Annotated in this window: 17 protein-coding genes; 9 read left to right on the top strand and 8 right to left on the bottom strand. The window is 52.4% G+C overall.

Annotated features, from left to right (window positions below):
* Window positions 1-4: 4 nt before the first annotated feature.
* From M0R47_RS05785 to glnL, 4 genes are all read right to left on the bottom strand, one after another.
* Complete coding sequence (locus M0R47_RS05785; RefSeq protein ID WP_292551644.1) at window positions 5-2,563, bottom strand: multicopper oxidase domain-containing protein; 2,559 nt, start codon at window positions 2,561-2,563, stop codon at window positions 5-7.
* 81 nt (window positions 2,564-2,644) lie between these two features.
* Entirely contained in the window at window positions 2,645-4,924 is a 2,280-nt protein-coding gene (locus tag M0R47_RS05790) for a hypothetical protein (protein ID WP_292551647.1), read from the bottom strand.
* A gap of 754 nt (window positions 4,925-5,678) precedes the next feature.
* On the bottom strand, window positions 5,679-7,091 hold the full coding sequence (gene ntrC / locus M0R47_RS05795; RefSeq protein ID WP_292551649.1) for a nitrogen regulation protein NR(I): 1,413 nt from the start codon (window positions 7,089-7,091) through the stop codon (window positions 5,679-5,681).
* Window positions 7,084-8,136: a nitrogen regulation protein NR(II) gene (gene glnL / locus M0R47_RS05800; protein ID WP_292551651.1), complete on the bottom strand. Its 1,053-nt coding sequence runs from the start codon at window positions 8,134-8,136 to the stop codon at window positions 7,084-7,086. The genes ntrC and glnL overlap by 8 nt, the downstream gene beginning before the upstream one ends.
* A gap of 274 nt (window positions 8,137-8,410) precedes the next feature.
* On the opposite strand from glnL, the gene M0R47_RS05805 reads away from it, so the two are divergent.
* Together M0R47_RS05805 and M0R47_RS05810 are read left to right on the top strand one after the other, a co-directional pair.
* Window positions 8,411-9,634, top strand: coding sequence for an FAD-dependent oxidoreductase (locus tag M0R47_RS05805; RefSeq protein WP_292551654.1), 1,224 nt, complete (start codon window positions 8,411-8,413; stop codon window positions 9,632-9,634).
* Window positions 9,635-9,752: 118 nt separating this feature from the next.
* A complete protein-coding gene (locus tag M0R47_RS05810; RefSeq protein WP_292551656.1) occupies window positions 9,753-12,395 on the top strand; it encodes a nitrate reductase in 2,643 nt (880 codons plus the stop codon).
* Between the two features lie 228 nt (window positions 12,396-12,623).
* On the opposite strand, the gene M0R47_RS05815 is transcribed toward M0R47_RS05810, so the two are convergent.
* The 4 genes from M0R47_RS05815 to M0R47_RS05830 form a co-directional block, all read right to left on the bottom strand.
* Window positions 12,624-14,270 carry a VWA domain-containing protein gene (locus M0R47_RS05815; protein WP_292551659.1) on the bottom strand — a complete coding sequence of 549 codons (1,647 nt, stop codon included), beginning with the start codon at window positions 14,268-14,270 and terminating at the stop codon, window positions 12,624-12,626.
* A gap of 13 nt (window positions 14,271-14,283) precedes the next feature.
* A complete protein-coding gene (locus M0R47_RS05820; protein ID WP_292551662.1) occupies window positions 14,284-16,341 on the bottom strand; it encodes an AAA family ATPase in 2,058 nt (685 codons plus the stop codon).
* A 254-nt stretch (window positions 16,342-16,595) separates the two neighbouring features.
* A complete protein-coding gene (locus M0R47_RS05825; protein ID WP_292551664.1) occupies window positions 16,596-16,997 on the bottom strand; it encodes a type II toxin-antitoxin system VapC family toxin in 402 nt (133 codons plus the stop codon).
* A complete protein-coding gene (locus tag M0R47_RS05830) occupies window positions 16,994-17,236 on the bottom strand; it encodes an Arc family DNA-binding protein (RefSeq protein WP_292551667.1) in 243 nt (80 codons plus the stop codon). The genes M0R47_RS05825 and M0R47_RS05830 overlap by 4 nt, the downstream gene beginning before the upstream one ends.
* 759 nt (window positions 17,237-17,995) lie before the next feature.
* Here M0R47_RS05830 and M0R47_RS05835 point away from each other — a divergent pair.
* The 7 genes from M0R47_RS05835 to M0R47_RS05865 all read left to right on the top strand — a co-directional run bounded on the left by M0R47_RS05835 (window position 17,996) and on the right by M0R47_RS05865 (window position 24,882).
* The gene (locus M0R47_RS05835; RefSeq protein WP_292551670.1) at window positions 17,996-18,571 is read left to right on the top strand and encodes a TerD family protein; all 576 of its coding nucleotides are present in this window, start codon (window positions 17,996-17,998) and stop codon (window positions 18,569-18,571) included.
* Between the two features lie 207 nt (window positions 18,572-18,778).
* Window positions 18,779-19,375, top strand: coding sequence for a TerD family protein (locus M0R47_RS05840; protein ID WP_292551673.1), 597 nt, complete (start codon window positions 18,779-18,781; stop codon window positions 19,373-19,375).
* A 6-nt stretch (window positions 19,376-19,381) separates the two neighbouring features.
* Complete coding sequence (locus M0R47_RS05845; RefSeq protein ID WP_292551676.1) at window positions 19,382-20,404, top strand: ATP-grasp domain-containing protein; 1,023 nt, start codon at window positions 19,382-19,384, stop codon at window positions 20,402-20,404.
* A gap of 441 nt (window positions 20,405-20,845) precedes the next feature.
* Window positions 20,846-22,036, top strand: coding sequence for a phosphoribosyltransferase domain-containing protein (locus M0R47_RS05850; RefSeq protein ID WP_292551679.1), 1,191 nt, complete (start codon window positions 20,846-20,848; stop codon window positions 22,034-22,036).
* Window positions 22,008-22,772: a hydrolase gene (locus M0R47_RS05855; RefSeq protein ID WP_292551682.1), complete on the top strand. Its 765-nt coding sequence runs from the start codon at window positions 22,008-22,010 to the stop codon at window positions 22,770-22,772. The genes M0R47_RS05850 and M0R47_RS05855 overlap by 29 nt, the downstream gene beginning before the upstream one ends.
* A complete protein-coding gene (locus M0R47_RS05860; protein WP_292551685.1) occupies window positions 22,772-23,881 on the top strand; it encodes a cysteine protease StiP family protein in 1,110 nt (369 codons plus the stop codon). Before M0R47_RS05855 ends, M0R47_RS05860 begins: the two co-directional genes overlap by 1 nt.
* 29 nt (window positions 23,882-23,910) lie before the next feature.
* Window positions 23,911-24,882: an HpcH/HpaI aldolase/citrate lyase family protein gene (locus M0R47_RS05865; RefSeq protein ID WP_292551688.1), complete on the top strand. Its 972-nt coding sequence runs from the start codon at window positions 23,911-23,913 to the stop codon at window positions 24,880-24,882.
* Window positions 24,883-24,913: the final 31 nt, after the last annotated feature.

Consider the following 24,913-nt stretch of genomic DNA (forward strand, 5'->3'; position numbering starts at 1 on the left):
CTGACTATTGAGGTAAAACAAACGATTTCTTTGCATCCAGATCACCGGTTTTAGCGGTCGGTAAATAAACGCTGGGATCGTATTGAACACCATCCCAGTCCGGCATGGGTGTAGGTATGGCTAACGTTTGACCGGGATTCTGAACATCCCACCGCAACAACATCGCCTTATCCTCATGCTGGGTATTGTGGCAATGTTCGACATAAGTTCCGGCAAACTCCCTGAAGCGGATAGCAACATCAACACTGGCGGTACTGTCCGGCAGTCCCCCGATCCGGTACACATCTTTACGCGCATATTTTTCCCAAGGCGGCGGCGCCTTGCCGCCACGGTAAAGAATTTGCCCTTCTTCAAAGTGAATATGCACCGGATGGCTCGAACCTTGATTATTAAGCTTGATATGCCATATCTCGGTTTTGCCGGTGCCGGGAGCCGCTGAAACCCGGTGCGGATCCGCAGCTAAGCCGTCGCCGCCATCGGTTTTGATGGTCCATGGCACTAGATCCGTGCCATTGGACCTGCCGAATACGAAGGTTCTTTGCACCGCGGCTTGCAGTTCCTGGGTCGTCGGTTTATTCAATGGGATCATCTGTTTCTTGCCTTCCGCATAATCCGCCGGGTTCATGCTCAAATCGGTACCTGAGTAATTCTGGACCCGGAACTCAAGGAACTTGCCGACACCCGGATCGCCGTTTTTGCCATCCGCCCTGTATTTCCCGCTGAGCACATCGGTCAAGACAATGACTTTTTTCGGGCCTCTGCCGTCTACATGCTCCAGCAAATTAACCAGGTACAATTTTTTGCCTGCCATGCCCTTAAAATCGACGATCATATCGTAGCGTTCGGCAATGCCTTGCTCAGGCCAAGCCCCTTGGGCAGAGGCTGAATTGGGGAACTTTACGGCGTGCTGCATGAGGTTGCCGTCGTTAGCGATCATGTAGGATGGGACGACCTTGCCGGCTTCATCGACGATAGCGATCTTGAACCAACGCGAGACACTGCCGTTCAAAATGCGCAGACGATAGCGGCGGGCGCGAACGTCGACATAAGGCTTGTAAATCCAGTTGACGGTAATGCGGTCGCCCAGGTAGCCATCGGTGTTAAAGATATTGAATTTAAGCTGGCCGTTATTATCCCAGGCCTTGTCGGCAACCAGCAGATTCATATCATAATCGCGGTTTCCCCAATCGAGTCCCGAACCGCTAGGTAAACAAAGATTCACGTTGTAAGGGCTAGGGTGGGCAGGGTCAGGGTCGGCGTATTGGCAACCGTAACCCGGCTTGGAAGGATCGCCGCTGGCTTCCTTCATATCCTTAGGCTCCCTGCCACGATCCAGGGCACTGTAATAGTTCATCATGGCAGCGTTGCCTTTATAGACATTCTGCGCAGTGTAATCCAGCATGTGGTCGTGAAACCAATGGGTACTCATGGTTTCGTGCCAGTCGCCGGGAACGTAGGCGATATCGCCGTTACCGTCAGGCGCGCCGGTCTTCATGTCTGTAGCTCCGGTATTAATGCTGTCATGTCCCGCTAGAATCATCGGCCAGTGGTAATCATAAAACTGGCCAGGATAAAAGTAGGCATGCATATAGCCGTCGCTTTCGGCCGGGTTATGACCGTTATGCTCGTGGGTAGTGATAGTGTTCTTGCCAAAACCGTTGTTGGCCGCCACATCGATCGGCAGGGCGTTGTAATGGCGGAACAGAATGGATTCCCCATAACGCGCCATCAGCAGTTTGGGGGGCAGTGTGCCGTCAAACGTCCACACGGAATTGGCATCCTGGATAGGCAAATTAGGATGCATCTTTATTGCTATTCCCGCTGTGGTGCCGTCAGGCAGATAGTAAAGTCCGCCGGGGCCGAATTCTCCCTCTTTGTACTCATGCAGTTGGTGCTTGTCGCGAAGACCGCCATTAACACGCGATCCGGCCATCGCCGATTGAAAATAGGCCTGTGCCGGGAACTCATCCCAGCGTTGATGGGCAAACCATTCGCCGCCTGGACGGCCGTCGGCGGTTGTCGGCGTCTCAGGCGTTAACCCGACGCAAGTCCGCACTTTAGTGTCCCAAAGATTAGGCAGCGCCTGGTCAGCTGTACGAGTGGGAACAGAATAAAGGTCTTCATGAAGAAAGTCGTCCAGTGCCGGACCGTCCGGTGCGCTCTGGCAATCAGTAGGTTCCGGCAATGCTGAGATTGTTGATGAAGATGAGCTGGACATGTTCTTAAGCCCGAATTCTTCAAACATCAACATCTTGGCGGTAAAAGCTGTCGCACACGAACCATTAATACACAGCGGGCTGGGTTCGGGAGTAAAGAGTCCGGTTATCGGATCCACAGTCGCGGTCGGGATGTTGAATGCCGCATGAGCCTTGTTCGTGCCGCCGAAAAGGCAGAACAGAATTGCGGCCAGGAGAATCGGGTTATTGAGTAAAAAGTTACGTTGACCAATGCCTGTGGTCAGGTCGGGTTTGAATGAACAGCACCGTCGCTGAACGACGTTGACTCGCCTCATACCGCAGGCCACAGTCTTTTCTGGTCGGTTTTCATGTGTTTTCTTAAACATGATACACCTCGGTTTTTATACTTTAGACAGGCACCGGTTCTTTGCGGAACCGGTGCTTTGTTTTTCAATGCATTCACGTATTTACTTGAGGTTAACGGCTATATTGGCCCTCGTAGCGCCTGTCGCTGATGACCGCAAGCTGATCGGCGTTTTGCAGGCAGGCCCCGGTTTTGCCCTGAAATCCCACGCACCGGCGGCTACAGGAACTGCGGCGCCCAGCTTATTAGTATTCAAGTCGGCCGGCACTGAGGCTGTCAGGTACAACTGGATGTTGTTGTTACTTTGCACCGTGCTGGTTCCAGAGACACGCCATTCGCCCGAAGTGGCATTGATGATCTTGCACAGCGATGTGGTTACCTGGATATTTTCAGTATTAACAATGGTCACGGTAACATGCGCAGATGGCGAAACCTGGCCGTTGTCATTGGCTACCGTGTAATCGAAGCCGAAAGTGCCCGCCGTCGCTCCGGCCGTGTAAGCCACCTTGCCGGTTGCATCGACAGTTGGCGCGACAGCGGTTCCGGTGACGTTAGACACTAATACCGATGCAGGATTCAGCGTACCGCCGTTGCCCGAGTCGTTGGTTAGCACGTCGATCACTGTCGACTGGTTGACAGCCACATTGACCGGGCCATCGGGATTAACAATCGGCGCAGGCCCTGCTGCGGACGGTGAGACCGTGACGGTTACCGTTGCTGCATTGGACTGGCCGACGCTGTTGGTGGCGGTATATTGGAAAGTCACATCGCCGTTCACAGAACCCGGCGTATAAGTGATGACTGCACCATTAACGGTCGCCGAGCCGGAGCCGGCCGGTATCGCTGCGCCAATCAATTGCACCGATGTGATGGGGGCAGCCGGATTCGCGACATCATTAGCCGTAACCGGAATATCTACTGCCGCACCTCCCGCTTCAACTGCTGCGGCATCATCCAGGGCAAGCGGCACGCCGGGCGCGGATACGGTGCCGCCACCTATGATTATCTGAGGGCGTGCCACAGGGAAGGTTCCGCTGCCGCCGGCAGTCGATTTAACGGTAACGGTATCCGGCGGTGTGACGACACCGGTCGCTGTTAATACCATTTCCGCAGGGTCGTTAGCGTTATTGTTTGACGCGGCTGTTCCGCTGTAGCCCTCCAGCGCAAGAGCAGGCGCCTGATCGCCATCGAAGCCCTTGTCGCTGCTGGTCGCAATCACGGTCAGCGTCTGGCCGGCATAATTCGCCGAAGCCGCCGTTACGACATCGACCGCATGCTTGGTGAAGATGCTGGGCGGGTTGTCGGCGCTGTTGATGACCGACACAGGACCGGGCAACGCACCTAAAGGATCGACCAGGCCCTGGCTGTAGAATTCCCCAAGCGCGGCGGGACCGAAAGGTATCATTTTGACTGGCGCTATGTTAGTTGCCGCCGCCGTCAGCGAAGGATCAGGCTGCGAGGGCAGCAGCTTGGTATTGCGGGCATAAACATCAACCTGCGTACCGGCAGCATCGCGTTTGTAGAAGCTGTTGTAGATATCCAGCGGACTGGGAATTGGATTGGCAACAAAGTCGTGCAGGCGGCCCATCAGGCTGAACTGGTCTGAGCGCAGACACGTACCGGTAGCGCCTTGGTCACCCAATAAAATAGGGGAGTCGTCGGCACGGACGCCGCAGATCTCGAAATAGTTGGTACCGAAGGGACTGCCGGTGACGAATTCCGTGTCAAGCCCGTCTGACAGGAATTGAGCGCCATTGAGCGTGACCGGTCCGACCGGAGCCCCAAGACTGTCGGCCCGTTGCAAGAAAGGCCCGACACGGCTGTGGAGCGCGCCGTTAAAATCGCCGCGCGCGACGCCGACGTCTTCGCTGAAGCGGATGTCGCTATTGCCGGCAGAAACGGCATCAACCGGGAAGGTCTCGACGCCGTAAGGATGCGTCACGGTGTAAATGCCGGCTTCTGGAACGCCCGCAAACAAGCGGATGCGGGTGAATACTACCTGATCGCCTGGGACCACAGGGCCTATGGAGAAAGCCGCTTCCAGCGCCAAAACCAGGGTGGCGCGCTTGCCGCCTGGCATATCCAGCAAGGACGTGGCATTAAAGTAAAAAGCCTCGTCAGGGAAATTGTTCGGGAAGCTATAAGGCGGATCGGGCAAGCCTGGCCCGACCAGCAAACAGGCGTTTTGCTGAGCCGCACCAGGGTCGCTGGCGTTGGGCAAGCATAAATCGAGGACGGTTCCGTTCAGGTCCTGATACCAGTTTGGAAAACCGTGTCCCGCTGGGGAAGGTAAATTAGTTGGCCCGACTCGTGCCAGATCGGCATTTGCGGACAAGCTCAACGCAGTAAGCGCTACTGCAACTAGTGTATGTTTGGTTTTCATAGGATCACCTCACTATCTTTTGCCAAAGAGCCAAAGACCGATGTATTTTGATATTGACATTCTTAAACATCGAAAAACATCGAACCTTGATTTGCATCCATGCCCGAGATTGGATAGACAGTCCGACTGTCCTGCTTGAAGACTACCGTTCAACGTCTCCTCCTGTCTGGAGACAAGGCGAACAATATTGACTCCGGTCTGGATGATTACTCCGTTGAAAGTAATGTATAGGAAAGCTAAAAAAGTAAACTCGGGTAAAACCCTGATTCAAGCTCAGGTGTTAACCTGATTTTTATCGGATGTAACGGCCGAAATCAGGCGTTATACGTAAAAGAACGTGCTGTTTGCAGGGAATTGAAATAACAATGGAATAGTAGGGCAGTTGCCGAGGCGATGCGGGGCTATTGTCGAGAGCCAGAAAATGGAGGTATAAAACCGAAATTTGAAGCCGGATGAGGCTGGATTTGATTGGGAATAACTTTTCTTGTCTAAACCGCAGTTTTAGGCAAAAAAAATGCGGCCGGTGAGGCCGCATTAGAGAAGGATATAAACTCTGAATTCCAAGGAGGAATTTGCATCTCAAGAGTTGATATTATATTAGCGATAAATGATGGGTAGGGGAATGTGACATATTGTCGCGGTTTTTCAGTGAGTTATTGCTATCGCATTCTTCCCTGGCTTTGTTCCGGGCAAGGAAAGAAAGCAATGGCTGATGAACGGTTGCCTAGTGCTGCTTCATGAAGAGACAATGCAGTTATAGGTTCAACTCCTGAATTTTCCGGGTTAAGGTGTTTCTTCCATAGCCTAATAAAATAGCCGCTTCGTGGCGTTTGCCGCGGGTAAATTTTAACGCCGCTTTAATCAGAATGGATTCGACAGTGGGAATGACGTGTTTGGCGATTTCGGCCTCATTGCCAAGCAACAACATCTGGTCTATCGAATCCCTCAGCAAGGCTTCCCAGCCGGTATCCGCGGCACTTTTTTCCGATGTGGTTCCCAGCAATTCGGGCGGCAGGTCGTGCAGGTGAATTTCCCGGCCCGAAGCCATCACGGTCAGCCAGCGACAGCTGTTTTCCAGTTGCCGGACATTGCCCGGCCAATCCAATGTGCTTAAAAACGCCTCCGCATCCGGTTTTAAGACTTTAATTTCGGTATTGAGCTCGGTCGCCGCCAGGTTCAAAAAGTGATGCATCAGCAACGGGATATCCTGTTTGCGCTCACGCAGGGACGGGATATGGATACGGATCACGTTTAAGCGGTGGAATAAATCTTCCCGAAAACGGCCTTGCTCTACCAGAGCTTTAAGATCCTGATGGGTGGCGGCAATAATGCGTACATCGGCTTTGACGGAGGCATGCGACCCGACCGGATAGAACTCGCCGTCGGCCAGAACCCGTAATAAACGGGTTTGCAGTTCGGCGGGCATGTCGCCGATTTCATCAAGAAACAGCGTGCCGCCATTGGCTTGTTCGAAGCGTCCGACGCGGCGCGACTGGGCGCCGGTAAATGCGCCTTTCTCATGGCCGAACAGTTCCGACTCCATCAGGTCTTTGGGGATGGCGGCCATATTCAGCGCAATGAACGGGTTGCCTGCCCTGGGGCTGTGGCGATGCAAGGCTTTGGCGACCAGTTCCTTGCCGGTCCCCGACTCGCCGTTGATTAGCACGGTAATGTTGGAGCGGGCCAGTCGTCCTATCGCGCGGAATACCTCCTGCATAGCGGGTGCTTCGCCGATAATCTCCGGCGTGTTTTCCTCAGCCGCAGGCGTATCCGATGCCGCCTCCGTTTGCTGCTGCCTGCTGTGAATGCAGGCCCGATGAGCCAGATCGATGACTTCCTTAATGTCGAAGGGCTTGGGCATGTATTCAAAAGCGCCACCGTGGAATGACGAGACCGCGCTTTCCAGATCGGAATGCGCGGTCATTACAATCACCGGCAAATTCGGATGGCTCAGCTGAACCTTATCCAAAAGTTCCAATCCGTCCATGCCCGGCATGCGAATATCGGTAATCAGCGCATCGGGCAGGTCGTCCTGCAATGCGCTCAGCAAATCGGCCGCGCAGGAAAAACTGCGGGTGACGAAGTCCGCTTTTTTCAGGGCTTTTTCCACGACCCAGCGGATGGATTGATCATCGTCGGTAACCCAGACGGTTTCTGGTTTAGCCATTGGTTTCCTCCTGCGCAATAATCGGTAAGAAGATTGAAAATACCGTGTTTCCAGGTTCGCTGGAGCATTCAATCAAGCCGCTATGCTGATTGATCAGTGCTTGGGCTATCGATAAACCCAGCCCCGTGCCTTCCGCGCGCCCGGTAATCATCGGGTAGAATATTTGGTTCATCATGTCCGCGTCGATGCCCGGACCGTTATCGACAATGTCACACTTTACCGCCAGTTTATAGCGCTTGCGGCCGATGGTGACTTGCCGGTGAATTCGGGTTTTAAAAACGATCTCGCCTTCGCCGTTCAATGCCTGCACGGCGTTTTTGGCGATATTCAGAACAGCCTGGATCAGTTGGTCTTTATCGGCCAGTATGTCCGGAATGCTGGGGTCGTAGTCGAATTGAATGGCGAGGCTGGATTCGGCCTGAACCAGTTGCCTGACCCGCTCCAGCACTTCATGAATATTGATGGCTTTTTTATCGGGCAGTTTGTTGGGCCCCAGCATTTTATCCAGCAAGCCTTGCAGGCGGTCGGATTCGGCAATGATGATACGGGTATATTCCTTAAGTTCCGGGTCGTCTAATTCCAGATCCAGCAATTGCGCCGCACCGCGCAGGCCGCCCAGCGGATTTTTGATTTCGTGCGCCAAGCCCCTGACCAGCAATCGCGCAGTGTTTTGCTGGGTTAGCAGCTGCTCTTCCTTGGAGATGCGCAGATGGTTATCGACCTGCTGCAACTCGACCAAAATCTCGTTAACCCGCTCATCCTTTAATAGCGGCGTTGCGCTAAGGTTGATGGTCAGGCTGTGAGTCATGCGGTCCAGCATAAGCTCACGGTCCACCAGCGGTTCCGCCATAGTCAGGCATTGTTGTAAATTCATCAGCAACGCCGGGTCGGAAGACCTGAACAACTCATGAGCGCCAAGCCCCACCAGATGGCGCGAGCTGTCGGCAAGCAGGATTTCTCCGGCAGAATTAAGGTAAGTGAGAACCAGGTCGCGATCAAATAATAAGATGGCGGCGTTAAGGTGATCAAGTATACGTTTATGCATGGCTGGCGTATGGTTAGTAGGTATTACGATTTATATAGCAATTTACAGGCCGATATTCAGAATAGGCGAAAGCTTGGGCTTTTGCCTGTCGGTTTGCACTATTATTGCCTGTTTAAAAGCATTAGCAAGCTATTTGTGCACCATATTAGTGCGATGGTGGCTGCTCGCATGCCTTTAGACATAGGCTGCAATAAGACCCTTCAAAGTCGGCATAGCGTTTGCTACTGAAACTTCATACAGATTGACCTGATGCATTTACATAAGGAGCCAACAGATGAAGCAACGCTTGGTCGTAATCGGCAATGGCATGGCGGGTATGCGTACCGTCGAAGAACTGCTAAGCGCCGCCCCGGATAAATACGACATTACCGTGTTCGGCGCCGAACCTTACGGCAACTACAACCGTATCATGTTGTCCTCGGTGCTGTGCGGCGAGAAAACCATTGAGGACATTGTTATCAATGACCGCCAGTGGTACCTCGACAACGGCATAAAGCTGCATGCCGGTGAGGGTAAAACCGTGGTGTACATAGACCGGAAAAAAAAGGATGTCTACGCCCAAGACGGGACAGTGGCCGGCTATGACCGGCTGTTAATCGCGACCGGTTCCAATGCTGTCATGCCTGAGGTTCCCGGCAATAATCTGGAAGGCGTGATCAGTTTTCGGGATATTGTCGATGTCAATAAAATGCTTAACTACAGCCGTAGCCATAACAAAGCTGTGGTTTTGGGCGGCGGGCTGTTAGGTCTGGAAGCCGCCAACGGCTTGGTTTTAAGAGGCATGGACGTCACCGTGATTCATAACCATGAATTCTTGCTAAACCGGCAAATGGACAGGCCTGCCGCAAAAATGCTGCAAACGGAACTGGAGCAACGCGGCCTGAAATTTAAAATGGCCGCCAAGCTCAAGCAATTATTGGGCGATGAGAACAAGCATATTACGGAGGTTAGCTTCGAGGATGGCGGCCGACTGGAATGCGACCTGTTTGTTACCGCCATCGGCGTGCGCCCCAATGTGGCGCTGGCCCAGCGAGCGGGGATTTATTGCCAGCGCGGCATCGTCGTCAATGATACCTTGCAAAGTTACGATCCCAGCGTTTATGCGGTAGGCGAATGCATCCAGCATCGCGGCGCCACTTTCGGACTGGTTGCCCCGCTGTTTGAACAGGCCAAAGTCTGCGCCAACCATTTGAGTGCGCATGGTGCGGCGGAATATGTCTCCTTGCCGGCTGCCACCAAGCTTAAAGTGACCGGCATCAACCTGTTTTCGGTCGGCGATTTTCAGGGCGACGACCACAGCGAAAGCATCTGTTTTACCGATCCCGCTGTAGGCGTTTATAAGAAGCTGGTCGTTAAAGCCGGCAAGCTGATCGGCGCCGTGCTGTATGGCGACACGGCGGATGGCGGCTGGTACCAGCAATTGCTGGAGCAGGAGGACGATATTTCGAATATAAGAGAGGCTTTGGTTTTTGGTAAAGCTTACGCAGGCATCGCATAATTTTTGGCATTACAAAGCTCACGCCCCCTTACCTATATTCAAAGCCAGCTTTGAACTCCGGCATTAGTGTTTCTTGGAGTCCAAAGCTTGCTTTGGATGTTTATTACGAGTAGTCCCAATGACTAAAAACATCCAAACCACTTGCCCTTACTGCGGCGTAGGCTGCGGCATCAGCGCCAAGGTCGATGCAGCGCAGCATCGTCTTAAAATCAGCGGCGACGCCACGCATCCGGCCAATTTCGGGCGGCTTTGCTCCAAAGGCTCGGCGCTTGGCGAAACCGTTGAACTTAAAGGCAGGTTGTTGCAGCCGAAAATTTACGGGCGCGAAACCGGCTGGAATCAGGCATTGGATCTGGTCGCGGGCACCTTTAGCAGCGTTATCGAAAAATACGGCGCGGACGCGGTGGCGATTTACGGCTCCGGGCAATTGCTGACCGAAGATTATTACGTCGCCAACAAGCTGATGAAAGGCTTTATCGGCAGCGGCAATATGGATACCAACAGCCGCTTGTGCATGTCATCGTCGGTCGCAGGCCATAAGCGCGCCTTCGGTTCGGATACCGTGCCGGGCTGTTATGAGGATTTTGAACAGGCCGAGATGATCGTGCTGATCGGCTCGAATGCCGCGTGGTGCCATCCGGTCATTTTCCAGCGGATACGCGCGGCCAAGGAAGCCAACCCGGCGTTAAAAATCGTCGTGATCGACCCGCGCCGCACCGCCAGTTGCGACATTGCCGATTTGCACCTGCCGCTGGCGAGCGGCACCGACGCGGTTTTGTTTAACGGCTTGCTGCATTTTTTAAGCGATCAGAACGCGCTGGATTTAGCTTATATAAAAGCCCATACCGAAAGCTTTGAGCCGGCCTTGGCTTCCGCCGGCATCGATCTGGAACGGGCCGCGGCCATCTGCCAACTGAACAAAGACGACCTGCACCGTTTTTATGGCTGGTTCGCCGGACATAAAAAAATCATTAGCCTGTACAGCCAGGGCATCAACCAGTCGTCCTCCGGCACCGACAAGGTCAACGCCATCATCAACTGCCATTTGGCAACCGGCAGCATAGGCAAGCCGGGAATGGGCCCATTCTCGCTGACCGGACAACCGAATGCGATGGGCGGGCGCGAAGTCGGCGGACTGGCGCATCAGCTGGCCGCGCATATGGATTTTTCCAACGCCGACGATATCGACCGGGTCGCACGGTTTTGGGGCAGCAAGAATATTGCCCAAAAGCCGGGCTATCCCGCCGTCGAGCTGTTCGATGCCATCTACAGCGGCAAAGTCAAAGCCGTGTGGATTATGGGCACCAACCCCGTGGTCAGTTTGCCCGATGCCGACAGAGTCAAACTGGCCTTGCAGGGCTGCCAATTTGTGGTGGTGTCCGATTGCATCGCCGATACCGATACCACCGCCCTGGCGCATGTGCTGCTGCCCGCGCAAGGCTGGAGCGAGAAAGACGGCACGGTCACCAATTCCGAACGGCGCATTTCCCGGCAGCGGGCGTTATTCAAACCGGCGGGCGACGCCAAACCGGACTGGTGGATTATCACTGAAGTGGCGCGACGCATGGGCTTTGGACAGGCATTCCCGTACCAAAGCCAGGTCGAGATTTTCAGAGAACACGCCCGGCTGTCCGGTTTTGAAAATAACGGTTCGCGCGATTTTGACATATCGGCGTTTGCGGACATTACCCGGCATGATTACGATCATTTACAGCCGATCCAGTGGCCGGTCAATCAGGCCTATCCGCAGGGCAGGGCCCGGCTGTTTGCTGACGGGCAGTTTTTTACCGAATCGGGCAAAGCCCGGTTTATAACCGTCAGGCCGCTCCGGCCGGTCAATCTGCCGGACCATGCATATCCGCTGATTTTAAACACCGGTCGCTTGCGCGACCAGTGGCACACCATGACGCGCACGGCCATTGCGGCTAAGTTGAATCAGCACAAGCCCGAGCCTTTTGTCGATGTGCATCCGCTTGATGCCGAGCGCTACGGCTTGGCTGGAAACAGTCTGGCTATGATAAAGAGTTTTTGGGGATCAATGGTCGCGCGGGTGCAGATTACCGACAACCAACTTCCGGGCAGCCTTTTCGTTCCGATGCACTGGACCGAGCAATATGCCAGTCGAGGGCGCATGGGCGCGCTAGTGAATGCCGTGGTCGACCCGATTTCAAAGCAACCGGAAAGCAAGCACACGCCGGTGCGTATCAGCGCTTATCGATCCGCCTGGCAAGGTTTTATCCTGTCCCGTAGCGAGCTGGTCATCAACGCGCCGGATTATTGGGTAAAAATCAAAGGCGAACAATTCTACCGCTATGAGCTGGCAGGACAGGCTGTGCCTGAAAACTGGCGGGATTGGGCGCAAAATAACCTCGGCGGCAGCGATGCCGATGCCTCGCAGTGGCAGGAATATCAAGACCCCAGCCTTGGCAATTACAGGGCCGCGCATATCGTGAATAAGCAGCTGGAAAGCGTGGTTTTTATCGCCGCCGGGTCTGGGCTTCCTGAACGCAACTGGCTGACGGGGTTGTTTGCAAAAACAGAATTGGAAAAAATAGAGCGCGTGGCGTTATTGACCGGCTGCCCGCCGGTAGGTGAGGCCGATGTCGGCGCCATCGTTTGCGCCTGTTTTAATGTCGGGGAACTTACCATCAAAGCCGCGATCAGGGAAAAAGGCCTCAAAACCCATCAGGAAGTCGGCCGTTGCCTAAAAGCCGGAACCAATTGCGGCTCTTGCGTGCCGGAGATTAAGGCGTTGTTGTAAGGGCTTTTGACTGTACGAGCATTGCCAAAATCCCGTGCAATTTAATTTTACTAGGCCTTTTTCTTGTCCCGCCAGATCATTAACGAACCGCGCTGACAAAGAGCTTGGTTTCAGGGCTTCCAGTTGGTGATACGGTACTTGGGCGAGGTGGGTTCGCTCATGCTGATGGACTGTTCAACAGCGATCAGCTCAGTTCAAGCACTGTGCGCCGATTTATACAGCAAAGCCCTATAACACCACAACTTCATCACTAAAAGCATCCTCAACTCTGGAGCCAGCGCAAAGCACGGAATAAACAGTGCAATTCAAGATTGTTTTTTGCGACTTAACGGTTTTCGTAAACACAGGCGACAAACTGCAATCGCCATCAGAAATCATCAACACGTCGGCTTTCTTATAATCCTTCTGAGATGCAATAATCTCAAAGGCGTGTTGTAACGGCGTTTCAAAATCGGTACCGCCACCAAAGCCTTGTTGCAAGAACTTCAACAAATCTGCCGAATCATTCTGTCCAGCCATCGAATATTCTCGAATTTCCCCAGTCGAGCCAAACAACAGCACATGCAGCGAGCGGTCTTCCTGTTTCAGGATATTGGCAATCGCCAGCAATAGTGCTTTGGCCTTCAATAGCGGTGCACCTTGCATGCTCGCCGATGTGTCCAGACAGGCCACTACCGGCCCCGTGCGTTTTTGGATGGTTTCCGTTTCTTCGCCGTTGATGAAAGTCACGCCTTGCAATTCATACGACAGCAGATTTTTTTCCAGCAGGCGGGCATAAAACAAAGTCTCCAGCGTTTCATCTTCGAGATTCAACAACTCGCTGGGCAATACCCGCATCACATCGTCGCTACGGTGCGTGCCGTGAACTTCGCTTTTGCTGGCTTGAGGAATTCTGACTTGTTTCTTTTTCTCTTCCGAGATGTAATCGCGGCCCATTTTTCGGGCGAGTTCCTTTATTTTCGCGTTGTTTTGCAGTTGTGCCGCCAACGCGGCAAAGTCATCCGCGCAGGCTTCCAGCTCGGCATAGGAAAAACTCGCGCCATGACATGAGGCGAGGAAGTCTTTCACTTCCTCATATTTTTGCGAAATATCGTCTAGCGTTTGCCGGAAACTCTTAAGGCGCTGACGAATAGGTTCGGGAATCTTTTCATCGGCGATTTCTTGTTCATAAGTTTGGGTTGCCGCCAGTTCGGTGCGGATTTGTGCAATGCTTTGTACATCGAGCGGGAGGTTTCGAAAAAAATCAGTGTGCGCTCGCCAATCAGGCTCGGAAGGCGGGTTATGTTCGGCATCTTTATCCCAATCCCACAGGCGCCATTTCGTTGCCCCCAATTTTTTCCGTGCCGCATCCTTCAAGAGGCCCAGCGTCGGTTCCCACGTTTCCCCTGGGAGCACCGACAGCAAATTATCCCACAGCGAGCGGCCAGCGTAATCCCGGTCCGCATAATTCACGCACTTGCTGGAAAACTGGTGGCAATTTTTGATGACCAGACCATAAAACGCACGTTCGCCGACATGGGCGTCCGCGCCGTGTGCCACGGAAGGATGCCCCACCGGACCGTGACTATCGCAGGAAACATAAATCTTGCGCCCCAGCGTGCTTTTGGAAGTAAAACTCTGCGGACTACTGCGGCTTACCGTGCTCTCCGCCAAGCCATCGACGACGATATTCGAAATTTCCCCCTCGCCTAGATAAATGCCCGAGTGCTCCACTGCAACCCATAAATCGCAATACAACACACTGCCGGGCACTGGTGTCACCTTATCCCGAAAGGTACTGTCGACAAAATACTTGAACGCTTTTAGCCCAATAGGGATGCCGGCCTTGAGCGCATTCATCCCAGATAGGACGGTATTGGCAACAATGGAAAACATCGGGCACTGCTCCTTACAGCCAGATGTTGGCGCGCATTTGCAGGGTAAGCAAGTCCACCATGTTGTTATCTTTGCCAGCGGGTTTGGCCTGTTGCGATATCGCGCCCATACCTATCGAACGCAATGCCGGCCTGTCTTTCGCTTCATCCCATCGCCACACCTCCTTGAAATCCCAGTCCAGCGTGTGCTCAAAGTAACGCTGCTTGAATAACGCTGAATCAACGGTTTTGCCGTCCTTTCCATTCATATCGTCCGTGCCGGGATTGCTATCAATGGAGACATTGTTTTCAAGTGTGGATATGGCCTCGGCATCACAGATACGATTCTGCACCCACCATGTCTCCCCATCAAGTCTGCCTAAAGCACATTTTCGGACGATAGCGTTATAACAGTATCGAGCGATGCCACAGAACGCACCAATATTTCGTAGTCCCCCCATAACAAAACACCGCTCAACCACGCTACCGTTGGCTAAGGTAGCGGCTATGCCGCCATATCCACCATCATAATTAGTATTCCTATCTACACCTAGCACCGCCAAACAATCCGTGATGGTAGAACTGGTAACAGCACCTCCAATCAAGAAACCGCCCGATTCGCAGGCAGTAATGTTACAGCCGGTTGCCGAGCCCCAGATCAAGCTCTCGCCTGCTAGACAGGAAGCAATGGTGCAATTAGTTGCTTGATCTTTTATCAAATCAATAGTCGATAAGCAGTGGGTGATGTTGCTGCCTTTTGCGGTGGCGGCAAGCCTTAAGTCTTCCAGCATAAGGTTTGTGATTCTGGATTGAGTCTCAATATTGCGGAAGAGCTGACACCAGTCATCTCCGTTTTTTTTGTATTTAATGATGTGCCCACCGCCGTCGTAATTCCCGATAAAGGAAATGTCTGTCCAGGTGCTGAGCGCGGAGCAGTCGATGTCGGCGGTTTGCCGGAAGTAATAGCCGTTCAGACCCACCTCCGGCCGGCTTAGGTCCATGAGTTCTTCGACCGTTTGAATCAATAGCGGATCTTCTGCGGTGCCGCTGCCTTTAAAACCGCTGACCACCGTATTAAGTTTTGCGCTGGCTTGGGCGGGAGCGGATGGCGATTTTCCTGTGACACCGTCATAAGTCTGTACTTCGTCTTCAATAACAGAAATTGCCATAACTTCGACTTTCGGCACCGAGCGGCTAAAGCTTCGCAAGGTTTTCAGGATGAGGTCACGCACTTTGATCGCATTTTCCTGATGATTCCACAGGCAATCCTTCAGCAGAAACACATCGGACAAGTCGACCTGGCTACGCCCATTTGTGGCTGCGGAAAAGCACAGCAGCTTGATCACTTTCTTTAAGCGGCGATCAGACAGGTTCTCGCGGCGGTCTTCCTTGAAGGTCTCTTTATGCTGCCCCCAAATGCGCTGCATGGCTTCCACAATATCCGGCGGAAGGGTGACGGATTCGGCCTCACGCTTAATATCGGCCAGATCGGCCTCAGTAAGCTTGTTTAGTTCCAGCATTTCTGCCGTCTTCTCAAACAGGCGATGAAGGTTGTCCTGTCTGACATAATCCACAAAGCTCCGCACTAAAAAGCGGTCATACAGAGCGCTGAGTTCTTCCTGGTCGGTGGGCAATTCGTTGGAGGCGGCAATCAACGCCTGCATGGGTACACGTTGCGGCTCCGCGCCATTGTGATAAATACGCTCGTTCAAAATCGTCAGTAGCGCGTTGAGGATGGACGAACTGGCTTTGAAAATCTCGTCCAGAAACGCCATGTTCACCGTCGGTAAATAGCCCTCTGTGTTGCGCTTGAAGCGGTCTGCCTTGAGTTCAGTTATTGACAATGGCCCAAAAATTTCTTCCGGCGTCGAGAACTTGGTCAGCAGATATTCGAAATAAGCGTTGTCATCGCTGCTGTGCGCCAAACTCTCGGCAATGCGTCGCGCAATAAGGCTTTTGCCTGTGCCGGGCGGGCCAATCAGCACCAGATTTTCGCCAGCCAACACGGTGAGCAGCGCAGTTTTTAGGGTATCTTCACGTTCAACCAGTCCGTGGTTGAGTTGGTTCAGCAGGGCTTGGATTTTTTGTTTCATCGTGAGTCGGTTGCAAATTGTTTGTAGGCGCTGGCATGAGGTGCCGCCTTGCGAACTAAGCAAGACGCAAGCACAGCGTGTTTATAATACCAGCTTTAGCCGGAACTGCTCGTGCGAACATTGGGCTGGGCCGCTATAGAGTGCAAAACGTCCATTCAAATGGCCGGTCAGTCGAATATGCGAAAGACCGATTGTGGCTGCTTTAACGGGAGAGGGGATAAAGGCGTCGAATTTTGATGTGCGTTTATTGCCAGTTAATTTAAAAAATCATCCAGCGATACCGCAATTTCTGGAAATTCACGCAGTATCTTTTTGTCCTGAGTCACCAGTTTTACGTCTAACTGTTTTGCCAGGGCGACAAATTCACAATCATAGGCAGAACAATTGCCGCTATCGGCTAACGCCAAAACTTGCACGGATGTTACGGTAAATTCATGATCGGCCATTAACGCTTCAGCTTCTTCCTGGATCAGCAAAGCTTCTGCCAAGGTAATGATTTGTTGTCGTAAATAAAGTGCAAGCACATTACGAAATTCGCTACGCCAAAGGCTGGGTGCGGCCCAATCGGCGTCGGTTTGATAAAGCCGGCTCGCTTTTTCCGAATAGACAGTCGGCAGAAAAAGATAGCTGATGATATTGGTGTCCGCAATAATCATGGCCGTCCGCTGTTAATGGCCTGTTCAATGTCTTCGAGCGTGATGCGGTTAGTTTTGATGCTGGAGCGCAGCTGTTCAATGCGGCTTAAGCGGTCGGCGGGCGTTATTTTTGTGGGCGTTAGTATTTTTTCAAGACAAACGATAACTTCACTGTTGATGCTTCTTCTGTGCAATTCGGCCGCCGTTTTTAATTGTTCGTAAAGCGAGTCCGGGATGTTTTTTATGGTCAGTGCCGGCATGGTGGATTCCTTGATGATGGGCAAGGTTGCATTATGGTTTCGATTTGCAATTCTAGCAATATTTAAACCTTTTAAGTAGGTGATTGACGTCCCGCACTTCATGGTGTGCAAAGCTATGCGAAGCCGGAGCAGTTCTAGCATTCCAGGTGAGACCTTGGGACTGTAATTTGCAAACGCACTGCGCCGCATAATTTCATGAAATGATAACCGGGAAGCTATTTGCCGAAACTCATGGGGTCAGACTGAATTAATTGCAATTCAAAAATCAATCAGGTTGGACCAATCGTTGGCATGCTGTCTGTTATGAGGGAAAACAGTATACAAAATACATTATTTGCAATCTGCCCAGGCTGTTGAAATGTATAGCCCGCTTGCGCCATTCGCCAGAACCTAAGGCATGATCATTCCCGCTCCGCCGCCGCTCCCACAATTATGACAGCGCCTTAATTTAATGACGGGGCCCTATCCGTGGGGGCGTACCTCTTATCTCATGTAGCCCAATAACAGATGGAATAAACCGCTTTTATGAAATCCATAGCTTACTATGCAAGCCGTTTATTAGCGGTTATCATGAGGGCCGGTGTCTATCGACGTATTGTCGGAACTTAATGGCGAAGATCGGGGATACACAAGCAGCGCGGCTGCTTTGGTTCGCCAATGCGGATTAATCCGGGGCAGGCGATAAAATTTCCGTTAGCCGCTGTACGGCTTTAGCGATGGCAATCCACTATAAACTTCAATAACAATAAGGAGAGAAGCATGGCAGTATCACTTACGAAAGGCGGTAACGTTAATCTCAGCAAAGAAGCGCCGGGATTGAATAAAATCGCAGTCGGATTAGGCTGGGACGCTCGTGCAACCGATGGCGCGGCGTTTGATTTAGATGCCAGTGCCTTTCTGGTTAAAATGGACGGTAAAGTCCGCTCAGACAGCGATTTTTGCTTTTACAATAATAAAGTCGTCGGCAATGGCGCGGTTCAGCATATGGGCGATAACACCACCGGCGCGGGTGATGGCGACGATGAAAGCGTCAAGGTTGAATTATCCAAAGTCCCCGCTGACCTGGATAAAATCGTGTTTGCGGTAACCATTCATGAAGCCGATGTGCGCAAACAGAATTTTGGTCAAGTCAACCATGCTTATATCCGTATTATCAACGAAGACGGCGGCGCGGAAATTGCCCGTTACGATTTGAGCGAAGACGCTTCCATTGAGACAGCCATGATTTTCGGCGAAATCTACCGCGTCGGCGCGGATTGGAAGTTTAAAGCCGTCGGCCAAGGTTTTGCCGGTGGCCTTGGGCCTTTGGCCGCTTCTTTTGGGGTTAACGTTTGATTGCGACCGGATAGGCTGCAATAATTGATCCGAAGCAGGGAGGGGCTTTTACATTGGGCCTGCTCAAAGCAGGCGTTTTAAGCGAAGCCCCTCCTGCAAAAAACCTTCATTCTCAAGAACTTTCCCAATCATCAAAAAACAGCATTGGCTTAACGGGGCTATGAGTCCTGTTAGTAAGCTATGCGGTCCATTTATTGAGGTATATGTATGGCTATTAATTTACAAAAAGGGCAAAAAATTTCTTTGTCCAAAGAATCCGGCGGTACGCTGAGTAAGGTCGTCATGGGGCTGGGCTGGGATGCCAAAAAAGTTTCCATCAGCAAGTTGAAAGGCTTGTTTGGCGGTGGCGGAAGCGATGAATCCATTGACCTGGACGCTTCTTGCGTATTGTTTGACGATCAAAACAAGGTGGTTGACATCGTTTATTTCGGGCAGCTGAAAAGCCGCGACGGCAGCATTGTGCATACCGGCGACAATCGTTCCGGCGCCGGTGACGGCGATGATGAACAAATCAAGGTTGATCTGGATAAAGTGCCTGCCAATGTCAAATCCATGGTATTTACCGTTAACTCCTTTTCCGGCCAGACTTTTGATCAGGTCGAAAACGCTTATTGCCGCATAGTCGACAGCAGCAACGATGCGGAAGTTGCCCGTTACACCCTGAGTTCGCAAGGCTCTCACACCGCGCAAATCATGGCGAAACTGTACCGTCATGGCGGCGAATGGAAAATGCACGCGATAGGCGAAAATGGCGTAGGCCGCACCATTGATGGTTTGCTGCCGCAAATTGTCATTCATCTGTAGGTATCAATGAGAATCTGGTTTAACAAAACATTTTCGACCATACAATCCGTATTTAGAAACCTTCGCCAGTCGGTTCCGGCTGGCGAAATCACCCTGATTTGCACTCATACCCATGCCCACGCCACCGCCTTTCTGGCAGCGGATGAGAGTTACCTTGAACCTGCCGAACTCACTGAACAAGAGTACCTTGAATGGTGCGTGGCTTTTTGCCGTCAACACAATATCCACTTATTCTGGCCCGGCAGGGAAGCGGCATTTATCAGTAAACACCATGAGTTTTTCCATGCGGTTGGCGTGCAGGTGTTGTCGGTTGCCGATGCCGGCACGCTGACTTTATTGCACGATAAAGCGGACTTTTATACCGATCTGGATGCAGAAGTTGCCCAAGCCATGGATTTTATCGCCGTTAATAACCGCGATGCGTTTGACAGCGCGGTTGCCAGCTTATCGGTAAAGCATCAACAATTGTGCGTCAAGCCGGCGGTTTCGGTGTTCGGCCTGGGCTTTCGGGTTTTGGATACCCAGCGCGACAGCATCACCCAAATACTTAAAGGCGTTGAATACCAGGTTCCGTTGCAGGAATTGCGCTCCGGTATGGTGAACACCCCGGAATTTCCGACCCTGTTGGTTATGGAGCATTTGGGCGGCCCGGAATGGAGCGTTGATTGTGCCGCGCGGCACGGCAGATTGCTGTGTGCCGTACAACGCAAGAAATCGCAGCGGGTCGGCGGCGGGCAAACCATCGATAACAATGCCGAGATTGACGGCATGGTGAACCGATTAACCGCCCATTACCGGCTCAACGGTTTGTTCAATGTCCAGTTCAAGGAAGGCGCGCATGGCGTGCGTTTATTGGAAATCAACCCGCGTCCTTCAGGCGGCTTCGGCATGGCGTGCTTATCCGGCGCCAACCTGGCGCATATTGCCTTGCGAAGCGTTAAAGGTGAAGTATTCCTGCCGCCGACCATTCGCTATGGGCTTAGGGTGAACGAGATTAATACGCCGGTGGTGATGCAGGAATTGCTATGAGCTTCTACCGTTCCCGCGCTGGAGAGACTATGAAAGTATTCGGTTTAAGGGATTAACCACGGAGGACACAGACGACTGCACGGACAGGAAATGATCCTGTCATTTCTCTGCATTCCCCACATCCCTGTGGGTTATGCAGGAGGTAGAGCAATGCAGGGAGCAATTGCCGAGAGCACCAACAGTAGGCGCTCTAGGCGATGCAGGAGCAATTGCCGACGACTGCAAGGATGCAGGAGGTAGAGCAACGCAGGAGCAGTTGCCGAGAACACGGAGTTTTTAATATATTGAATTAATAGAATTATTTTCTCCGTGTCCTTCGTGTCGCCTAGAGGCGCCTACTTTTGGCTTCGTGGTGAATAATTTTCTCGGCCTGATTAAAGATAATACTTTCACAGTCTCTGGAGTGTGGAAACAACGCATGACCCTACAACAGAACACACTATGCAAAAAACATTAACCGTAAAATTAGACACAGGAACCCTGCATCTCGATCTGGAGCCTGGACACATCCCGCTTAACCGATTGCTGGGTTTTGCTGCAAGAGTCAGCAGCAAGCGCAAGTTTTTGTTGGTCAGCAAGGTATTGGGCAAACATTATCCGGTATCGCCAAAGCTGATGAGCTGGTCGTACCGCGCACTGGCGCGCGAGGTATTAAAGCGCGGCGTAGGGGCCGGTTCGCTGTGGATCGGTATGGCGGAAACCGCAACCGGCTTGGGCTACGGCGTATTTGAAGCGGCTTGCCGCGAAGGCGCCAAGCACGCGCTGTTTGTTCAGACGACCCGTTATCATCTGGATCATATCGAACGGCTTGAGTTTGAAGAAGCGCATAGTCATGCTACTGACTTTTTTTTATATTATCCTGAGCAGCCAAGTCACCGGAAGCAGTTTTTAACGGCCGAAACGCTGGTGTTAATCGACGACGAAATCAGCACCGGACTTACCTTTTTACGCCTGATTAAAGCCTATCAACGGGTCAATCCCGGTTTGCGCAAAGTGTTTATTGTCAGCCTGGTCAATTTTGCCCATGCCGATGACCGAACTGCCTTGGAAGCTCAAGCCGACGTGGCGGTGGAATGGGTGTGTTTCAGACAGGGACGCTTGCGTTTTGAGGACAGCCAAAACATCGCCATCGACAGCATTACCGTCAATGTGTCGGGTAATGGCGCGTGTAAAAAAGCGCTGCTGGCCTGGCCGGGGCGGTTGGGTCTGGATGCGCCGATCAGCCTGGACAAAGACGTAGTCGAGCAGCTATGCGGCAGCGGCCTGAAGCGTGATCAGCGCCCGATTCTGGTGCTGGGCACAGGTGAATGCAACGCTCCCGCCTATCTGCTGGGGAGGGAATTGGAAAGCCGGGGCTTTAAGGTCAAGGTGCAGAGCACCACGCGTTCGCCGATTCATCAAGGCAACGATATTGGCCGCGTTTGCCAATTTGAAGACAACTATGGCGACGGTATCCCTAACTTTATTTATAACCTGAACCCGGACGATTACGGCGACATTATTCTTTGCCATGAAACGCCGCTGTGCGCATCGCTAAATGACCGATTGCACGCATGGCAAGCCATTAGCGCAAGATTCGAACTTCAACCGGACAGCCCAAACCATGCAAAGCTACATTTTTTTAGACCTTGACGACACGCTGTTCCAGACCCTGAGGAAATGCGCTCCAGGCGTGGACGATCAAACTTTGCAAGTCCGGGCTTTTTTGCCGGACGGAACAGCCAACTCGTTCGCTACGCAAAAGCAGCAATGGCTGTGGCACTGGCTATCCAAAGGCTTCAAAATCGTACCGGTCACGGCGCGCGATGTTCACGCCTTTGAACGCGTCAACCTGCCGTTTCAGGAAGAAGTGGTATTGAATCACGGCGCAGTTATTCTGGACAAACAGCGCACTATCGATCAGGTGTGGATGGACCGCATCACGCAAACCTTGCCCGCATACCATGAAAAGCTGCTGGAAACATGGGCTGAAGTTGAGCTTTATGCAAAATGCCATTGCGGTTTTAAACCCCGGCTGGTCGACGATTTCGGCATAACCTGGTATGGCGTAATCAAGCATAGCGACGGCACCGAGGCGATACTGAAAACGCTGCTGAATGAGGTCATCAAACCGCATCGGCACGTTGTCGACGGCAGTCTGTATTGGCATTTGAACGGCAACAACCTGGCGTTATTGCCGAAAGTTATCAACAAGGAAAGCGCAGTCAGTTATCTGCTGGAAGGCTACAGAAAGCAGCACCCCGACTTGATAACCTTTGGCGCGGGCGACAGCAAGACCGACGCACCGTTTATGACGTTGTGCGATTACGCATTAATTCCCAAAAATACCCAGCTGTTTCAAACGCTGGCTGCTGCCGAAACACGCTAATGACAATCCCTTTCTCAGGCAGTTACAACCTGGACGATGTACAGTTCCTGTTAAAACCGATAGCGATGCAGGACACGCCGATCCACGTCAAGGAAGCCCTGATTCAATCCGGCAAAAAACATTACTCGCAAATGCTGACCCATGAGTCCTTGCCGCCGGATAATTATTTGCCGCTGTTTTATCAGGCGATGGACTTAAATCAGCAACGCATGGCGAGACATTTGCTGGTGCTGGCGGAGCGCATTCTGGCGACCCGTCCGCATGGCATTACCCTGGTTTCACTGGCGCGCGCAGGAACACCGGTCGGCGTACTGCTCAAGCATGTACTCAAACGCCATTTCAACACCGAGGTCAGCCATTATTCCATTTCGATACTGCGGGATGTCGGCATGGATCAAAATGCGTTGCGCCATATTTTGCAAAAACATGCGCCGGAGTCGCTGGTTTTTGTCGATGGCTGGACCGGGAAGGGCGTGATTGCGCGGCAATTGGCCGCCAGCTTGCAGGATTTTGCCGCAACGGATGGCGTGACTATTCCGGCTGAATTATACGTGCTGGCCGATTTGTCAGGCAGCGCGGCGGTTGCCGCTGCTTCGGAAGATTATCTGATCCCTTCGTGCATCCTGAACGCCACCATATCGGGGTTGGTCAGCCGCTCGGTTTACGACCCGCAGTCAGCCGCCGCTAGCGATTTTCATGGTTGCGTCTATTACCGGCAGTTTGAGCAATATGATTTATCCCGCTATTTCATTGACACGATACTGGCTTGCGTCGACCATGCGTGGCAAGAATACGAGTGCGGCTTGGAAACCGGCTCTCATGACCGGCTACAATTACAAAATGTTTCCCAAGGACTGCTGAACTGGATTAGCGAGCGTTACGGCATTACACAGCATAATTACATTAAGCCCGGTATCGGCGAGGCGACGCGGGTTTTACTGCGCCGCGAAGCGCAGGTATTGCTGTTGCGGGATATGGATTGCGAGGCCACCCGGCATTTGCGCTGGCTGGCTGAATCTCGTTCTATCCCGATAGATGTTGTTGCCGATCTGCCGTACCGGGCGGTGGCATTAATCAAACGACTTGCAGACATGCAGGAGGCAGAGTAATGCAGGAGCACTTACCGGGAGGTCCAATTATGAACACGCTGCCAAAATCTTTTTCACCCTGGTGTTTAGGCGCGTCGCTGTATATGCCCGCGCATCGCCATGATCTGATGGATTGTGCCAATGGCGAAAAACTGCAATCCTTGCGTTCGATGATTTTTTGCACCGAAGATGCAGTCTCCCATACCGAGGTAGACAGCAGTCTGCGTCATTTAGGGCTTTGCTTGCAGGGTTTTAGAGATACGCCGACCCGGTTCCGTTTTATCCGCGCCAGAAATCCGGAAATTCTGGCCCGGCTGCTGGAGTTGCCCGATATTGAAAAAGTCGACGGCTTTGTGCTGCCGAAATTTAACGAAACTAATTTTCACGCTTATTTCGATCAATTGCGGGGCACAGCGTTTAAGGTCATGCCTACGTTGGAAACCCCCGATGTTTTTGACGTAGGCGCGATGAAGGAATTGCGCCAGGGCTTGCTGCAGGACGATATTTTTGCGCGGATATTAATGCTTCGGGTTGGCGGCAACGACTTGATGAATCTTTTAGGCATCCGGCGGCCAAGGAACATGACCTTGTATGAAACACCGCTGGGCCTTGTGATAGCGCAGCTGGTGACGGTGTTTAACCCTTACGGCTTCTCACTGGCGGCGCCGGTGTTCGAATATCTGGATGACGCCGTTACCCTGCAAAAAGAGATTCGGCTGGATTTGGCGCATGGGCTGATCGGCAAAACGGCCATTCATCCTACCCAGGTGCCGGTTATTGAGGCTATGTACAGCGTCGATAGTGAAGACTATGAAATGGCGCTCGCCTTGAATCAAAGTTCATCGCCTGCGGTGTTCAGGATGCACGACGCGATGTGCGAAGTGGCGACGCATAAGGAATGGGGGCAGGGTATCATAGACAGGCAGCGGTACTATGGCGACAGGCGGGCCTTCGTCTTGCTGGAATATACTGAATCGCCTTGTTTGACTGATGTTGCGCAAGTTTCAGATAGAATGGGCTGAAGCACAAAGCCCATCCTTGGCTCCATTCAAT

Source organism: Methylobacter sp., assembly GCF_023227905.1.
Taxonomy (GTDB): domain Bacteria; phylum Pseudomonadota; class Gammaproteobacteria; order Methylococcales; family Methylomonadaceae; genus Methylobacter_A.

Bases quoted from the DNA above. Each gene is read 5' to 3' on its own strand.
- M0R47_RS05785 (WP_292551644.1), bottom strand. From the start codon at position 2,563: ATGTTTAAGAAAACACATGAAAACCGACCAGAAAAGACTGTGGCCTGC.
- M0R47_RS05790 (WP_292551647.1), bottom strand. From the start codon at position 4,924: ATGAAAACCAAACATACACTAGTTGCAGTAGCGCTTACTGCGTTGAGC.
- ntrC (WP_292551649.1), bottom strand. From the start codon at position 7,091: ATGGCTAAACCAGAAACCGTCTGGGTTACCGACGATGATCAATCCATC.
- glnL (WP_292551651.1), bottom strand. From the start codon at position 8,136: ATGCATAAACGTATACTTGATCACCTTAACGCCGCCATCTTATTATTT.
- M0R47_RS05805 (WP_292551654.1), top strand. From the start codon at position 8,411: ATGAAGCAACGCTTGGTCGTAATCGGCAATGGCATGGCGGGTATGCGT.
- M0R47_RS05810 (WP_292551656.1), top strand. From the start codon at position 9,753: ATGACTAAAAACATCCAAACCACTTGCCCTTACTGCGGCGTAGGCTGC.
- M0R47_RS05815 (WP_292551659.1), bottom strand. From the start codon at position 14,270: ATGTTTTCCATTGTTGCCAATACCGTCCTATCTGGGATGAATGCGCTC.
- M0R47_RS05820 (WP_292551662.1), bottom strand. From the start codon at position 16,341: ATGAAACAAAAAATCCAAGCCCTGCTGAACCAACTCAACCACGGACTG.
- M0R47_RS05825 (WP_292551664.1), bottom strand. From the start codon at position 16,997: ATGATTATTGCGGACACCAATATCATCAGCTATCTTTTTCTGCCGACT.
- M0R47_RS05830 (WP_292551667.1), bottom strand. From the start codon at position 17,236: ATGCCGGCACTGACCATAAAAAACATCCCGGACTCGCTTTACGAACAA.
- M0R47_RS05835 (WP_292551670.1), top strand. From the start codon at position 17,996: ATGGCAGTATCACTTACGAAAGGCGGTAACGTTAATCTCAGCAAAGAA.
- M0R47_RS05840 (WP_292551673.1), top strand. From the start codon at position 18,779: ATGGCTATTAATTTACAAAAAGGGCAAAAAATTTCTTTGTCCAAAGAA.
- M0R47_RS05845 (WP_292551676.1), top strand. From the start codon at position 19,382: ATGAGAATCTGGTTTAACAAAACATTTTCGACCATACAATCCGTATTT.
- M0R47_RS05850 (WP_292551679.1), top strand. From the start codon at position 20,846: ATGCAAAAAACATTAACCGTAAAATTAGACACAGGAACCCTGCATCTC.
- M0R47_RS05855 (WP_292551682.1), top strand. From the start codon at position 22,008: ATGCAAAGCTACATTTTTTTAGACCTTGACGACACGCTGTTCCAGACC.
- M0R47_RS05860 (WP_292551685.1), top strand. From the start codon at position 22,772: ATGACAATCCCTTTCTCAGGCAGTTACAACCTGGACGATGTACAGTTC.
- M0R47_RS05865 (WP_292551688.1), top strand. From the start codon at position 23,911: ATGAACACGCTGCCAAAATCTTTTTCACCCTGGTGTTTAGGCGCGTCG.